Annotated in this window: 10 protein-coding genes; 2 read left to right on the plus strand and 8 right to left on the minus strand. The window is 71.3% G+C overall.

Features of this window, described 5'->3' with window-relative positions; all coding sequences use genetic code 11:
* Window positions 1-313 precede the first annotated feature (313 nt).
* The 6 genes from ACIQ5Y_RS22965 to ACIQ5Y_RS22990 form a co-directional block, all read right to left on the minus strand.
* Window positions 314-826 (minus strand): hypothetical protein, encoded by a 513-nt coding sequence (locus ACIQ5Y_RS22965; protein ID WP_403883376.1) that lies wholly within the window; start codon window positions 824-826, stop codon window positions 314-316.
* Window positions 811-1,929, minus strand: a complete 1,119-nt coding sequence (locus tag ACIQ5Y_RS22970) for a ParA family protein (RefSeq protein WP_403883379.1) — start codon at window positions 1,927-1,929, stop codon at window positions 811-813. The genes ACIQ5Y_RS22965 and ACIQ5Y_RS22970 overlap by 16 nt, the downstream gene beginning before the upstream one ends.
* A 368-nt stretch (window positions 1,930-2,297) precedes the next feature.
* Window positions 2,298-3,413 carry an alanine dehydrogenase gene (gene ald, locus ACIQ5Y_RS22975; protein ID WP_389414282.1) on the minus strand — a complete coding sequence of 372 codons (1,116 nt, stop codon included), beginning with the start codon at window positions 3,411-3,413 and terminating at the stop codon, window positions 2,298-2,300.
* Window positions 3,414-3,565: 152 nt separating this feature from the next.
* On the minus strand, window positions 3,566-5,530 hold the full coding sequence (locus tag ACIQ5Y_RS22980) for a tetratricopeptide repeat protein (protein WP_403883383.1): 1,965 nt from the start codon (window positions 5,528-5,530) through the stop codon (window positions 3,566-3,568).
* 767 nt (window positions 5,531-6,297) lie between these two features.
* Window positions 6,298-6,930, minus strand: a complete 633-nt coding sequence (locus tag ACIQ5Y_RS22985) for an NUDIX domain-containing protein (protein WP_403883386.1) — start codon at window positions 6,928-6,930, stop codon at window positions 6,298-6,300.
* Window positions 6,931-7,012: 82 nt separating this feature from the next.
* A complete protein-coding gene (locus ACIQ5Y_RS22990; RefSeq protein ID WP_384593303.1) occupies window positions 7,013-8,665 on the minus strand; it encodes a CTP synthase in 1,653 nt (550 codons plus the stop codon).
* Window positions 8,666-9,127: 462 nt separating this feature from the next.
* On the opposite strand from ACIQ5Y_RS22990, the gene ACIQ5Y_RS22995 reads away from it, so the two are divergent.
* Complete coding sequence (locus tag ACIQ5Y_RS22995) at window positions 9,128-10,933, plus strand: glycoside hydrolase family 15 protein (RefSeq protein WP_403883389.1); 1,806 nt, start codon at window positions 9,128-9,130, stop codon at window positions 10,931-10,933.
* A 122-nt stretch (window positions 10,934-11,055) separates the two neighbouring features.
* A complete protein-coding gene (locus tag ACIQ5Y_RS23000; RefSeq protein WP_403883392.1) occupies window positions 11,056-12,438 on the plus strand; it encodes an FAD-binding oxidoreductase in 1,383 nt (460 codons plus the stop codon).
* Window positions 12,439-12,444: 6 nt separating this feature from the next.
* Here the strand turns inward: ACIQ5Y_RS23000 and ACIQ5Y_RS23005 are convergent, their stop codons facing one another.
* Both ACIQ5Y_RS23005 and ACIQ5Y_RS23010 read right to left on the minus strand, forming a co-directional pair.
* Window positions 12,445-14,079, minus strand: coding sequence for a flavin monoamine oxidase family protein (locus ACIQ5Y_RS23005; protein ID WP_403883395.1), 1,635 nt, complete (start codon window positions 14,077-14,079; stop codon window positions 12,445-12,447).
* A 12-nt stretch (window positions 14,080-14,091) separates the two neighbouring features.
* Window positions 14,092-15,675 (minus strand): APC family permease, encoded by a 1,584-nt coding sequence (locus tag ACIQ5Y_RS23010; RefSeq protein ID WP_403883398.1) that lies wholly within the window; start codon window positions 15,673-15,675, stop codon window positions 14,092-14,094.
* Window positions 15,676-15,733: the final 58 nt, after the last annotated feature.

The following is a 15,733-nucleotide window of genomic DNA, read 5'->3' on the forward strand; positions in this document are numbered from 1 at the left end:
GTACGGCCGGGTGGGTGCAGGTCGGCGGCCACGAGCAGCCTAGTCGGCAACCGGATTCCGGACGCCGCGCCACCGCCCCGACCACGCCGACGTTCGCCCCCGGGGGCCCGGCGGGCGAGATCAGCCCTCCGGCGTTTGAGGAGCGGGGTCCGGGGCGGATCCCCGGGAAACCCGGCTCCGCCGGGCACCGGCCCCGCCCGGCCCCGGAAAGCCGGAAGGCCCGCCACCCACCAGGGGTGCCGGGCCTTCCGGGTGAGCGGGCCACGGGCCGGAGCCCGGAGAGCCGTTCGAGCGGGCCGCAGGCCAGGGGCGGTCAGCGACCGCGCAGCCGGCGGACCAGGATGCTGGCGTCGCCGCGGGATTCGAGGTCCGCCAGGACCACCGCCACCGCCTCGCGGACGATGCGGCCGCGGTCCACCGCCAGGCCGTGCTCCCCGCGGAGCACCAGACGGGCGTGCTCCAGGTCCATCAGCTCCTCGGCGGAGACGTAGACCGTGATCTTCTCGTCGTGCCGCTCCCGCCCGCTGGGCCGCCGGTTCGCGCCCCGGCCCTGGCCCTTGCCGCGGCCGGACGCCGCCGGCCCGGTCCCGCTGACAGAACCTTCCTGCGACCGCCGCGGTGCGCCCACGACCGGCTCCGTACCGGCCTCAGCCTCCCGGCTGCGGCCCTCGCCCGACGAGCCGCCCTCCGCCGAAGCGGCCGAGTGTTCGCCCGTCGCGCCCGACGACTCGTCGGCCCCTCGCCTCGGCGAGGACGACTGGAGGGCCATCCCCCCTGTCGTGCGGAACAGTTCGTCGGCTCCGGGCAGACTCACTCGGCGTGACACCGGGCGAGCACCTCCCTGGCCAGCTGGCGATAGGCGGCGGCGCCGACGGAGTTGGAGGCGTACGTGGTGATCGGCTCGCCGGCCACCGTGGTCTCCGGGAAGCGCACCGTCCGGCCGATGACCGTGTGGTAGACGTGGTCGTCGAAGGCCTCGACCACGCGCGCGAGCACCTCGCGGCTGTGCACCGTACGGGAGTCGTACATCGTGGCGAGGATGCCGTCGAGCTCCAGCTCCGGGTTGAGCCGCTCCTGCACCTTCTCGATGGTCTCGGTCAGCAGCGCCACACCGCGCAGCGCGAAGAACTCGCACTCCAGCGGGACGATGACCTTGTGAGCCGCCGTCAGGGCGTTCACGGTCAGCAGACCGAGCGAGGGCTGACAGTCGATCACGATGTAGTCGTAGTCGGCCATCAGGGGCTTCAGGGCCCGCTGGAGGGTCGACTCGCGCGCGACCTCGCTGACCAACTGCACTTCCGCAGCGGACAGGTCGATGTTGCTCGGCAGCAGGTCCATGTTGGGGACCGCCGTCTTGAGCAGCACCTCGTCGGCCGACATGCCCCGCTCCATGAGCAGGTTGTAGACCGTCAGGTCGAGTTCCATCGGGTTCACGCCGAGGCCCACGGAGAGCGCGCCCTGCGGGTCGAAGTCGACCAGCAGCACACGGCGTCCGTACTCGGCGAGCGCCGCACCCAGGTTGATGGTCGACGTGGTCTTGCCCACGCCGCCCTTCTGGTTGCACATCGCGATGATCTTCGCCGGACCGTGGTCGGTCAGCGGACCCGGGATCGGGAAGTACGGCAACGGGCGTCCGGTCGGGCCGATCCGCTCACGACGCTGGCGGGCAGCGTCGGGGGCGAGGGTGGCCGCGTACTCGGGGTCCGGTTCGTACTCCGCGTCGGGGTCGTAGAAGTGCCCCTCGGGCACCTGGTCGTAGTCGGCGAAACCAATGGGCGTATCGCCACCGTGGTCGCCGGCCGTGGAGTTCACGTCTAGGCCGTCCATGCTCTTTTGGGGCGTCGTCAGGTGCTGGTGGTTTGCGAAGGTGCGTACTGCGACGGAGCCGACAGCCTCGCGCCCGGCAGGGCTCTCGCCCCGCGCGGGCATACCCGCTCGACCACCCCCAGGAGCAAATGTCGACTCATTCACAAGTCGTCTTACCTCCTCGGACGTGACCAGGACACTTATCGATAGGTCAGCGTGGCACCATGCCGACGGTTGGCGACTCTATGGCGTGTCACCGCTCAGCGGCAACACAATCCGTCGGACCCGGCACGATGTGTCGGCAACCGAACAACACTCTGTCAAGGGCGCACGGACTCTCGCCGCGAAGTTTCGCGGGTGTGCGAAAGGGTTAAAGGGTTACGTTCGCGGCGAGTTGAGCCGGGTTCACGGGTTCCTCGCAAACGCGTCCGGCCGGACCTTGCGAGCAAGGTCCGGCCGGATACGTGAGATTGACTTCAGTCGTTGACGACTCAGCCGAGCAGCGTGCTCAGCTCAAGGGTCTCGAGACCGTGGGCCTCGGCGACCGGGCCGTAAACGACCTGGCCGTCATGGGTGTTGAGGCCCAGCGCGAGCGCGGGGTCACGGCGCAGCGCCTCGACCCAGCCGAGGTTCGCGAGCTGCACGATGTAGGGCAGCGTGGCGTTCGTCAGCGCGTAGGTGGAGGTGTTCGGGACGGCGCCCGGCATGTTGGCGACGCAGTAGAAGACCGAGTTGTGGACCTGGAAGGTCGGCTCGGCGTGGGTGGTCGGACGGGAGTCCTCGAAGCAGCCACCCTGGTCGATCGCAATGTCGACAAGGACACTTCCGGGCTTCATCTTGGCGACGAGCTCGTTGGTGACCAGCTTCGGGGCCTTCGCACCCGGGATCAGCACCGCGCCGATGACGAGGTCGGCCTCGATGACGGCCTTCTCCAGCTCGTAGGCGTTGGAGACGATCGTCTTGATCTTCGTACCGAAGATCTTGTCGGCCTCGCGGAGCTTGTTGATGTCGCGGTCGAGCAGGGTCACGTGGAAGCCCATGCCGATGGCGATCTGCGCGGCGTTCCAGCCGGAGACGCCGCCGCCGATGACCACGCACTCGCCGGCGTGGGTGCCGGGGACACCGCCCGGGAGCACGCCGCGGCCGCCGGCCGAGCGCATCAGGTGGTAGGCGCCGACCTGCGGGGCCAGGCGGCCCGCGACCTCGGACATCGGGGCGAGCAGCGGCAGCGCGCGGTTGGCGAGCTCGACCGTCTCGTACGCGATGGCCGTGGTGCCGGACTCCAGCAGGGCGTCCGTGCACTCGCGGGAGGCCGCCAGGTGCAGGTAGGTGAAGAGGGTCTGGTCCTTGCGGAGGCGGTGGTACTCCTCCGCGATGGGCTCCTTGACCTTCAGCAGCAGGTCGGCCGTGGCCCAGACCTCGTCGGCGGTACCGAGGATCTCGGCGCCGGCGGCGACGTACTCGGCGTCCGTGATCGAGGAGCCGACACCGGCGTTCTGCTCGATGAAGACCTGGTGGCCGTTACGGACGAGCTCGTGGACACCGGCGGGGGTGATGGCCACACGGAACTCGTTGTTCTTGACCTCGCGGGGGATGCCGACCTTCATCGTCGATCACGGTCCTTGACTCAGGGGGATTGAACGGGGCACTTCCATACATACCCGCCCACAAGAACGCGCAACGGGATGCACCACGGATGACGTGGTGAACCCAGTTTATTGAAGGATTGTCGCGTGTCTAGCCTTGCAAACAAATAATCTTAGTCGGATCCACTGCGGATTTCGCAGGCTGCGGGGTCGTCGCCCAGCAATCTGTCGGCTGCGGACCGGTGCAGCCTGGCGGCGGCCGGGTCACCCAGCCTGTCCAGCGTGTCGGCCAGTCTGACCTGCAGCGCGGCCCGAAGCCGCTGGTCCCCGGCACGGCGCGCCAGCTCCACCGCCTCGCGGCAGGTGTGCAGCGATTCCTCGGGGCGGCCGGCGTACTCCTGGACCCGCGCCATCTCGCTCAACGCCTTTGCCTGGCCCGGGACATCGGCCAGCTTCCGGTACCCGGCCGCGGCCGCCCGCCAGCTGCGCAGCGCCTCCCCGTAGCGGCCCGCGTAGGTGTGCACGTTCCCGAGCCGTCCGTAGAGCCGCGCCTCGTCCGCCCGCTCCCCCCGCGCGAGGGCCTGGGACAGGGCCCGGCCGAACCAGTCGGAGGCCCGGTGCCAGTCCGCCAGCTCCTGATAGGCGCCGCCTACGGATTCCATCGCGCGGCCGGTCGCGTAGGGGTCGTTCGCCGCCTTTCCGGCGTCCAGGGCGGCCCGGTAGCGCTCCAGGGCCTCCCGGGTCCGGCCGGTCTCGGCGTCCAGGTCGGCCAGGTTCAGCAGGGCGGCGGCCTGCTCCCGGTGCAGGCTGCGGCGCTCCGCCACGTCCAGGACCAGGCGGTGCAGCCCGTACAGCTCGGGGGCGGCCTCGGCGGTCCCGCGGTGCTCCGCGAGCGCCCGTACGAGGCCCGCGACCAGCCGCCGCGCCAGGGTGTCCAGCTCCCCGTCGGCCACCGCCAGGGCCGCGGCGGCGGACAGGGCGGGCAGCCGGGTGTCCAGCCAGGTGGCGGCGGCCCGCCGGTCGGGGAAGCGCAGTGCGCGCGGCAGCCCCTCCAGCACCTCCCGCAGTCCGTCCTCCTCCGCTCCGGCCATGGCCCGGCAGGAGTGCAGCAGCCGTACGGTCCGCTCCAGCATCCGGGCCCGGGCCAGCTGGACCTCCGCCGGGCGCTCCTTGGCCTCCAGCAGGGCCTGGAGCAGCGGCGCGAGGCAGCCGGGCAGGAGGAACAGTCCGTCGTGGGCGGGGCGTACGAGGCCCAGCGACGCGAAGTCGTCCAGCGTCGACTGGGCCGCGGCCACGGAGCATCCGGCGAGGGCGGAGGCGGTGTGCGAGTCGACGATCCCCGCGGGGGCCAGCGGCAGCAGCCGCAGGGTCCGCTGGGCGGGCTGCGGCAGGCTCTCGTAGACGAGCCGGAAGCAGCGGGCGAGCGGTCCGCCGGTGCTGGCCGGCATGTCGTGGAGCTGCTTGGCCACGTCGGCCACGGACGCCTTGGGGTGTGCCGCGAGCCAGCCGCGGACGAGGACGAGGGCGGCGGGCTGGCCCCCGCACTCCTCGGCGAGGGATTCGGCGGCGCGGGGGTCTGCGGTGACCCGGGTGTCGCCGATGCGGTGGACGAGCATCCGCACGGCGGAGGGCGTGTCGAGCCCGCCGAGCGTGCAGGGCCGCACGTCGGGGATGCCGGTGAGCGGCCCCTCCGCGGTGACGACGACGAGGCATTCGGGGGTGTCCGGGAGCAGGGCGTCGACCTGGTGGGGGTCGGCGGCGTCGTCGACCAGGATGATCGCGCGGCGGCCGTCGAGCGCGGTGCGCAGGGCCGAGCTGAGCTCGTCCTCCCCGGCACCGGGGGGAGTGCGGTGGCCCAGCGCCTCCAGCAGGCCCCGTACGGCCCGCTCGGTGGCCACGGTCTCGCCGCCGGGTGCGGTGAGCCGGGTCCGGAGCACCCCGTCGGGGTACTCCGCGGCGACCTCGCGCACGAACGCCTCGGCGAGGGCGGTCCGCCCGGATCCGGGGCGCCCGGCGACGAGCAGCACCCGGGCGCGGGGGGCCTTTGCCTTGCGGCCGGAAAGGGTGTCGAGCCCGGTCCGTGCGATGTCCTCGCGCAGCTCCTTGAGCTCGCGCCGCCGCCCGACGAAATCCGCCACGGATCCGCTCCTCTCCCTGCCCCCGGCTTCGGGGATCCCGAGCGTAGTTCACGCAGAGCGACGACTCGTGTGGAGCGCGGCGGACATATCCCCTGATCGGATCAGCCGATGGTCCGCTTTTTCTGATTGCGTCGCTCGCACGGCACGGCCGCGAGCGGCCTCCCCTTCTCCACGCGCCACTCGCACGGCACGGCCGCGAGCGGCCTCCCCTTCTCCACGCGCCACTCGCACGGCACGGCCGCGAGCGGCCTCCCCGGCTTCGCGCCGCTGCGCCGGACTCCGTCCGGCGGTGCCCGGGCGGGGCCCCGGGCTGGGCTGAGCTCGGTGTCCGTCCGCGGGTTGTGCCGCTGCGCGGGGCCTGTCCCCTACCCGCCCTTCCACCGTTCCCCGGGCTCCGCCCGGACCCTCCCCCAGCTACCGCTGGGGGTACCCCCTGCCCCAGACGCCGGCGAGGCTGAAAGACCCGGGGCTCCGCCCCGGACCCCGGTCCTCAAACGCCGGACGGGCTGGGGGGGTGCCGGGTGGGCAATCCGAGCGCGCCTGGCGGACGGCAGCAGCCAAATCCAGCCCCGCCGGCGATTGAGGCGATCTTTGAGCCGCACGGGGCGACCGGCAGCAGCCGAAATCCAGCCCGTCCGGCGTTTGAGGACCGGGGTCCCGGGGCGGAGCCCCGGCAACGGCGCCGGGGACGGGCAGAACCAGCCCCGCCGGCGATTGAGGCGCGGGGTCCGGGGGCAGCGCCCCGCCGGCGCGGACGAACCCGCGGGCTACGCCTCGTACGGGCGGGCCGGCCACGGGGACAGGGCGGGGCGCAGGGCGTCCAGGCCGCCTTCGGCGGCAAGGGCGGCCGACAGAGCCAGTACGCCGGTCACCAGCCCCGGATTGCCCAGCTCGCCCGCCAGCACGCCGCGGACCAGGTCGGCCAGGGGGACCCAGGTCACTTCCATGTCGGCCTCCTCGGAACCGGTCTCCGCGTACCGCTCCCCCTCCGCCTCGGAGACGTCCCGCGCCAGGAAAATCCGGATGGCCTCGTCGGAGCCGCCCGGGGAGGCGTAGAAGTCGGCGAGCACCCGCCAGTCCTTCGCCTGGACGTGGGCCTCCTCCTGGAGCTCGCGCTGCGCCCCGTGCAGCGGGTTCTCCCCCTGTACGTCGAGCAGCCCGGCCGGCAGCTCCCACAGCCGCCGCCGCACCGGGTGCCGGTACTGGCTCAGGACGAGGACGCGCCCGTCCCCGTCGAGGGCCAGCACGCAGACCGATCCGGGGTGCACCTGGTAGTCGCGGCGGGCCACCGAGCCGTCCGGCATCCGCACCTCGTCGGAGTCGACGGCCGTCTTGGCCCCCTGGAACGGCCGCCGCGTCGACAGCATCTCCCAGGATTCCGCCGTGTCCTTGATGTTCATTCCCCGAAGCCCTCCACAACGCGCGACAGCCGGGGTACGGAAGATCCGTACCCCGGCTGTCTACGTTATGCGGTCCGCGGACTCACTTCGCGGACTGCTGACGCTCCACGGCCGCCTTGACCAGACCCGCGAACAGCGGGTGCGGGCGGGTCGGGCGCGAGCGCAGCTCCGGGTGGGCCTGGGTGGCCACCAGGTAGGGGTGCACCTCGCGCGGGTACTCGACGTACTCGACGAGCTTGTTGTCCGGGGAGGTACCGGAGAAGACGATGCCCGCCTTCTTCTCCAGCTCGCCGCGGTAGGCGTTGTTCACCTCGTAGCGGTGGCGGTGGCGCTCGTCCACGTACGCCTGGTCGCCGTAGACCTCGCGCACGATCGAGCCCTCGGCGAGCTTCGCCGGGTACATGCCCAGGCGCATGGTGCCGCCCAGGTCGCCCGCGCCCTCGACGAAGGCCAGCTGCTCCTCCATCGTGGAGATGACCGGGTTGGCGGTGGAGGCGTCGAACTCGGTGGAGTTCGCGTCCTCGATGCCCGCCAGGTTCCGCGCCGCCTCGATGACCACGCACTGCAGACCCAGGCACAGGCCGAGCAGCGGGATCTTGTTCTCGCGGGCGTAGGTGATCGCGCCGACCTTGCCGTTGACACCGCGGTCGCCGAAGCCGCCGGGCACGCAGATCGCGTCCACGTCGCCGAGGACCGCGGCGGCGCCCGCCGGGGTCTTGCAGTCGTCGGAGGTGACCCACTTGATCTGCACGCGGGCCTTGTTGGCGAAGCCGCCGGCGCGCAGCGCCTCGGTCACCGACAGGTAGGCGTCGGGCAGGTCGATGTACTTGCCGACGAGCGCGACCTTGACCTCGTGGTCGGGGTTGTGGACCCGGTCCAGGAGGTCCTCCCACACCGTCCAGTCGACGTCGCGGAAGGGCAGGTCGAGCTTGCGCACGACGTAGGCGTCGAGGCCCTCGGTGTGCAGGACCTTCGGGATGTCGTAGATCGACTTGGCGTCGATCGCCGCGACCACGGCGGCCTCGTCCACGTCGCACATCAGCGAGATCTTGCGCTTGATGGAGGTGGGGACGTCACGGTCGGCGCGCAGCACGATCGCGTCGGGCTGGATGCCGATGTTGCGCAGGGCCGCGACCGAGTGCTGGGTCGGCTTGGTCTTCAGCTCGCCGGAGGGGCCGATGTAGGGCAGCAGCGAGATGTGCACGACGAAGACGTTGTCGCGGCCGACCTCGTGGCGGACCTGGCGGACGGTCTCCAGGAACGGCAGCGACTCGATGTCGCCGACGGTGCCGCCGACCTCGGTGATGACGACGTCGACGTCCTCGGTCGCCATGCGGCGGATGCGGTGCTTGATCTCGTTGGTGATGTGCGGGATGACCTGCACGGTGTCACCGAGGTACTCGCCGCGCCGCTCCTTGGCGATGACCGTCGAGTAGACCTGGCCGGTCGTCACGTTGGCCGAACCGTCGAGGTCCACGTCGAGGAAGCGCTCGTAGTGGCCGATGTCCAGGTCGGTCTCGGCGCCGTCGTTGGTGACGAACACCTCGCCGTGCTGGAACGGGTTCATCGTGCCCGGGTCGACGTTCAGGTACGGGTCGAGCTTCTGCATCGTGACCCGAAGACCGCGCGCCTTCAGCAGCGCACCCAGGCTGGAGGCCGTCAGGCCCTTGCCGAGGGACGAAGCGACACCCCCGGTGACGAAGATGTGCTTGGTCGTCATGGATTTGGGCGGCATCGCCAAGAGGGGGCTCCCGTGGTCGCGAAGTGAGGTGCGTCCGGCGCCGGCCACCGTCGATCCGGAAGGGTCTCAGGGGGCGCCGAAGCTGCGGTTTCGGGGCTCCTGATTCGCACAGGCAGACCACCGGTCCACGGGGTACCAGCCTATCAGCGCCGTGGGCGGTCCGCCTCCGGCCACGCGGTCCGGACGCTTCCCGGGAAGACGCCGGGGGACATATCCGCTGCTCACCCGTTTGGCCGAGCGCCATTCTTCGGCCGCTAAAGGAGATCACTAGGGTGCCGTCATATCCTGCTCGGATATCGCACAACATCGCCGCCGAGCAGTCCGTCAGACGGCCTAACCGAGCCGCTATGCGGAATCATGGGCTCAATGCGGGGATCCCTGCACACAGGAGACCGCGCAACCGCGCAATGCAAGCGCCCTTCGGGGCGGACGTGGCCGTTCGACTGGAGATGCAACGTGTCCGGGCGCATCGAGGATTACGCACTGATCGGGGACATGCAGACCGCGGCGCTGGTCTGCCGGGACGGGGCAGTGGATTGGCTGTGCCTGCCACGTTTCGACTCCCACGCCGTGTTCGCGAGCATTCTCGGCACCGAGGATCACGGCTTCTGGCGGATCGGCCCGGCCGTACCGGCCGGCGCCGAGGCCCCGCGGGCCACGCGCCGCCGCTACCGCGGTGAATCGCTCGTCCTGGAGTCGGAGTGGGACACGCCGCGCGGCACGGTCCGGGTGACCGACTTCATGCCGCCCCGCGAGGACCACGCGCCCCAGCTGATCCGCATCGTCGAGGGGGTCACCGGGCGGGTCCCGATGCGCTCCGCGCTGCGCATGCGTTTCAGCTACGGGCGGGTCGTGCCCTGGGTGCACAAGGTCGACGGGCGCACCGTGGCCGTCGCCGGCCCCGACTCGGTCTGGCTGGACACCGACACCCAGACGTACGGCAAGGACCTGACGACGTACTCCGACTTCACGGTCCGGCCGGGCGAGCGGATGGCGTTCAGCATCAGCTGGCAGCCCTCGCACAAGGGCGCGCCCGAGCTCCCGGACACCGGGGCCGCGCTGGAGTCCACCATCGAGTTCTGGCGCGACTGGGTCGACCAGTGCACGTACCACGGGCCCTACCGGGAGGCGGTGGTCCGTTCCCTGATCACCCTGAAGGCCCTCACGTACGGCCCCACGGGCGGCATCGTGGCCGCGCCGACCACCTCCCTGCCGGAGGAGATCGGCGGCGTCCGCAACTGGGACTACCGCTACACCTGGCTGCGCGACGCGGCCATCACCCTCTCCTCGCTGCTGCGCACCGGCTACCGCGAGGAGGCCCGCGCCTGGCGCGAGTGGCTGCTGCGCGCGGTCGCCGGGGACCCGGAGAACCTGCAGATCATGTACGGGATCGCGGGCGAGCGGGAGCTCGGCGAGACCGAGCTGGACTGGCTGCCCGGTTACGAGGGCTCGCGCCCGGTCCGCGTCGGCAACGGCGCCGCCGGGCAGCTCCAGCTCGACGTGTACGGCGAGGTCACCGAGGCCCTGCACCTGGGCCACATGACCGGCCTGGCGCGCAGCGACTACGCCTCGCTGCTCCAGCTGAAGCTGATCCGCTACCTGGAGACCCACTGGGACCAGCCGGACGAGGGCATCTGGGAGGTGCGCGGCCCGCGCCGGCACTTCGTGCACTCGAAGGTGATGGCCTGGGTGGCGGTGGACCGCACGATCAAGCTGATCGAGAGCGGGGACGCGGACGGGCCGCTGGAGCGCTGGCGCGAGCTGCGCGACGAGATCCACCAGGACGTGTGCGAGAAGGGCTTCGACAAGGAGCGCAACACCTTCACCCAGTCGTACGGCTCGCAGGAGCTGGACGCCTCGCTGCTGCTGATCCCGCAGATGGGCTTCCTGCCGCCGGACGACAAGCGGGTCATCGGGACCATCGAGGCGATCCAGCGCGAGCTGTCCACCCCCGACGGTTTCATCCTGCGCTACCCGACGGCGGGCGAGGAGGCCGGCGTGGACGGCCTGGAGGGCGACGAAGGGGCCTTCCTGGCGTGCTCGTTCTGGATGGCCGACGACCTGGCGATGATCGGACGGGTGGACGAGGCGCGCCGGCTCTTCGAGAAGCTGCTGTCGCTCCGCAACGACCTGGGTCTGCTGGCGGAGGAGTGGGACCCGCGGCTCCAGCGGCAGGTGGGGAACTTCCCGCAGGCCTTCAGCCACGTTCCGCTGATCGACACCGCGCTGCGCCTGACGGCGAGCGGGGCGTACGGGGGCTAGTGCTGTGGCCGCCCGGGTCCGCCGCGCCCGGGCCGGCCGGTTTCTCGCCGCGCCGGGATGATCGCCCCCGCCTACGCTGGAGAGGTCCCATGCCCGCCCTCCGGGGAAGGAAGGGGGCAGCCATGGCTCCCCTCTCGAAGGCGGGCGCGGCCCTGGCCGCGCTCCGCGAGGACCTGTCCGGCGACGTGTTCACCCAGGACGATCCGGGGTACGACGAGGCCCGTACGGTCTTCAACGCGATGATCGACCGCAGGCCCGCCGTGATCGCCCAGTGCGAGAGCTCGGCGGACGTCGTGACGGCCGTGCGGTTCGCCAGGGATCTGGACCTGAAGATCGCGGTGCGCGGGGGCGGGCACAGCGTGGCCGGCATGGCGCTGAACGACGGCGGCCTGGTCGTGGACCTGCGCCGGATGCACGAGGTGACGGTCCATCCGGCGGCGCGGGCGGCGCACGTCGGCGGCGGGGCCACGATGAGCCACCTGGACCGGGCCTGCGAGCCGTTCGGGCTGGCGACCACCGGCGGCCGGGCCTCCACCACGGGCGTCGGCGGCTTCGTGTTGGGCGGCGGCACCGGCTGGCTGGACCGGAAGTTCGGGCTGGCGGCGGACAACCTGCTGGGCGCGGAGCTGGTCACCGCCGACGGCGAGCTGGTCCACGCGACGGCGGAGGACCATCCGGAGCTGTTCTGGGGGCTGCACGGCGGCGGCGGGAACTTCGGCATCGCGACCTCGCTGACGCTGAGGCTGCACGAGCTGCCCCACATGTCGATCGCGTTCCTGCTGTACCTGCCGGAGCGCGGGCCCGAGGTGGTCCGTGCGTTCCGGGACGTCATCGAGGCCGGACCGCCCGACGTGGGCGGCGGGGTCATCTACCTGACCGGTCCCCCGGAGGAGTTCGTGCCGCCGCACCTGGTGGGGCTGCTGCTGTGCGGGGTGCTGGTGACGTACACGGGGCCCGTGGAGGGGTTGCGAGAGCTGGCCGCCCCGGTACTGGAGATCCCGCACGAGGTGGAGATGGTGATGCCCATCCCCTACGCGGAGCTGCAGTGCATGCTGGACGACCCGCCGGGGATGCGGAACTACTGGTCGGCCGAGTACCTGACGGGTGTGCCCGACGCGTTCGTGGACGTGTACTGCGCCCGCGCCGAATCGATGCCGGTGCCGACGGGCACCCAGCACATCGTCTTCCCGCAGGGAGGTGCGGTCGCGGAGGCGCCCGGCGACTACCCGCTGCCCTTCCGGAACGCGCCCTGGGTGGTGCACCCGTTCGGCGTGTGGGAGGACGCGGCCGACGACGAGCGGTGCCGGCAGTGGGTCAAGGACGTCCGCGCCGATGCCCGTCCGTGGAGCACCGGCGCGGTCTACCTCAACTTCACGGGCGACGAGGGCTCGGACCGGGTGGCCGCGGGCCTCGGCGAGAGGAACCTGGCACGGCTGGCGGCGCTGAAGCGGAGTTACGACCCGGACAACGTCTTCCGCTTCAACCACAACGTCCGGCCGGCCTGAGGCCCGTCAGGAGGTGAGGGCGGCGATCACCTCCCGCGCCGCCCGCTCGCCCTCGGTGGCGCCGCCTTCCATGAAGCCCTGGAAGTCGTAGCTGCAGTGCTCGCCGCCGATGTGGATGTTGCCCTGCGCGGTGCCCTCGTACTTGGCGTAGCGGTGCAGGTAGCCGGTGGGCCAGTACGAGTACGCGCCGAGCGAGTACGGGTTGCGGTGCCAGGCGGAGAGCTGGGCCTTGCCGGTCCAGACGGCCTTGGTGCCCGGGTAGAAGGCGTCGATGCCGGTCAGCATGCGGCCCGCGAGGGCCCGTACGTAGGGGTCGGAGTCGGTGGCGAAGGGGGTCGCGGGGGTGAGCGACCCGGCGAGGCTGCCGCCGCCGTACTGGAGCAGGATGCCGCCGGTGCCGGGCTGGACCTTGGTGGTGTCCCAGGTCTGCTGGACCTCGGAGTCGGTGAAGCAGTCGCCCGCGGAGACGCCGGGCCAGGGGCCGGCGCCCCGCCAGGGGCGGGCGGTGAACTGCATGTTGAGCTTGGTGCAGAAGCCCATCCGCGCGTCGCGCAGCAGGTTGCGCATGAGCGGGTCGAAACCGGCCTGAGAGGTGTCGATGCGCTGGAGGATCGGCAGCGGCACGCAGAGGATCGTGTGGTCGGCGACCGCGGTGCGCACGGCCCCGGAGTCGTTGAAGGTCAGCGTCTGGGTGCCGTCGGCGTTGGCCCGTACGGCGACCAGCTCACGGCCCATCACGATCGAGCCGGAGGGCAGGGCGGCGGCGATGGCGTTCGGGAGCCGGTCGTTGCCGCCGACGACGTGGTAGCGCTCGTTGGACAGGCCCCAGACGTTGAAGTTGCCCGGGTTGGTCTGGTAGCCCATCAGCAGGACGAGGGCGAGGGCGGACTGGGCCTGGGTGTCGGCGCCGTACTCGACGTTGTAGGCCACGTCGATGAAGCGGCCGAGCTGCGAGCCGTGGCCGCCGGGGACCCGGGTTTCGATCCATTCGTACAGGGTCATGTTGTCGAGGGCGGTGCCGGTGGGGGTGGTGGTGTTCCAGGAGACCTCCCCGGCCTCCGAGAGGTCCCGGCGCAGGGCCTGGTAGACGGCCTTGAAGTCCTCGTCGGCCTGGGTGCGGGAGTAGTACTCCCCGTTGAACCAGAGCACCTCCTCGGCCCCGTTGGGGCCGCCGCCGAGGAAGTCCTCGACGGTCAGGTTGAAGCGGCGGCAGAGCTCCAGGATCTTCTTGTGGCTCGTGTCGATCAGCTCGCCGCCGATCTCGGAGGTCTGTCCGTACGCCCAGTGGGAGCGCTGGGTCCACATCCGGCCGCCCACGCGGCTCGGGTTGGCCTCGTACAGGGTGCAGTCGACGCCCGCGTCCTTGAGGGTGAGGGCGGCGGTCAGGCCGGAGATGCCGGCGCCGACGACGGCGACGCGGGCCGGGGCGACGGGCTTCTTGTCGGGGGTGGCCTCGGCGGCGTGGGCGGCGGTGGCGACGGACCCGGCGAGCGCGGTGCCGAGGCCGAGGGCCGCGGCACGGCCGAGGAGTTCACGGCGGGTGGAGCCGCGGACCTCGGCTGCGGGCATGCCGAGGCGTGCGGCTGCGGCGTGCTCGGCGGCGAGCCGGCGCAGGGCGTGCATGAGGGGCGTACGGGCCATGGCGGTGGCTCCTCAGACGTTCGCGGAGGTGGAATCGGACGAGGCGGTGCCCTGTCCGGGGAGGACGGTCGGGTTCGGCTGGTCATCGGCGTCGGCGGGCCGCTCGGCGGCGTCCTCCAGGACGATCCGGCCGATGATCTCGTAGCGCGCGGGGGCCTTGGCCTTGAGCCAGAAGCCGAGGCCGAGGCCGCCGAGGAAGACGGCGCCGACGATCCACGGGATCAGCTTGAAGAAGACCGATCCGGCGGCGCTGCCGGCCGCGGTCTCCATGTTGAGGACGAGCAGGACCACCACCGCGGTCATGCCGATGCCGCCGAGCAGCGGGGCGGTGAAGGTCTTGAACCAGTGCCGGTCCTCGGGGTGGTTCTTGCGGAAGTAGCCGATGACGGCGAAGGAGCACAGCGTCTGGACGATCAGGATCGCCATCGTGCCGAGGATCGCGAGCAGTGTGTACAGGTGCAGGTACGGGTCCTGCCCGGTGAGCCAGAAGCCGACGACGAGCGCGGTCGCGATGCCGGTCTGCACGACCGAGGCGATGTACGGGGAGCCGTGCTTGGCGTGGGTGTGGCCGAGCTTCGGCGACAGGAAGCCCTCGCGGCCGATGGCGTAGAGGTAGCGGGCGGCGCACTGGTGGAAGGCCATGCCGCAGGCGAAGGAGCCGGTGAGCAGCAGCCACTGGAAGGCGTCGACGGCCCAGGCGCCGATGAAGGTCTGGGTGGGCGCGAAGAAGAGGTCGAGGGGGCTGGCGGAGGCGGACAGCTCGACGGACTTGCCCAGGCCGTTGCCCGCGATGGTCATCCAGGAGACGTAGATGTAGAAGAGGCCGACGCCGACGACGGAGATGAGGGTGGCCTTGGGGATGACCCGCTTGGGGTCGCGGGACTCCTCTCCGTACATGGCGGTGGACTCGAAGCCCACCCAGGACCAGAAGGCGAAGAAGAGGCCGAGGCCGGCGGAGGTGCCGGTGAAGGCGTTCTTCGGGTTGACGGGTTCCAGCGGGATCCCGTCCGGTCCGCCGCCCGCGATCAGCACGGCGGTGGCCACCGCGAAGAGCACGGCGATCTCGGCGATGAGCATCACGCCGAGGGCCTTGGCGGTGAGGTTGATGTCGAAGTGCGCGAGGGCGGCGGTGACGGCCAGCATGGCGGCCGCGTAGACGATCCAGGGCAGGTCGACGCCGAGCTGGTCGTGGACGGTGGTCTTCGTGAAATAGGAGAAGACGCCGACGATCGAGGCCTCGAAGACGATGTAGGCGAGGACTGCGAGCATGCCGGAGGCCATGCCGGCGATCCGGCCGAGACCGTGGGAAATGTATCCGTAGAAGGCTCCTGCGGCGGTGATCCGCTTGGCCATGGCCACGTAGCCGACCGCGAAGACGGTCAGGACGAGGGTGGCGAAGAGGTATCCGGCCGGGGCTCCGGTGCCGTTGCCGAAGCCGACGGCGATGGGGAGGTTGCCCGTCATGGCCGTGATGGGGGCTGCGGTGGCGACGGCCATGAAGACGACGCCGACGAGGCCGACCGAGTTGGCCTTGAGTCGCTGCACCTGTGGAGCCGCGGGCGCCTGAGATGACCCGCTGGTCGTGCCTGTGCTCATGGGCTCCTCTTCCTGTATCGGGAGGCCGCCACTCTCCACCCGAGTGACACAGACCACA

It is taken from the genome of Streptomyces sp. NPDC096339 (assembly GCF_044762985.1).
Taxonomy (GTDB): domain Bacteria; phylum Actinomycetota; class Actinomycetes; order Streptomycetales; family Streptomycetaceae; genus Streptomyces.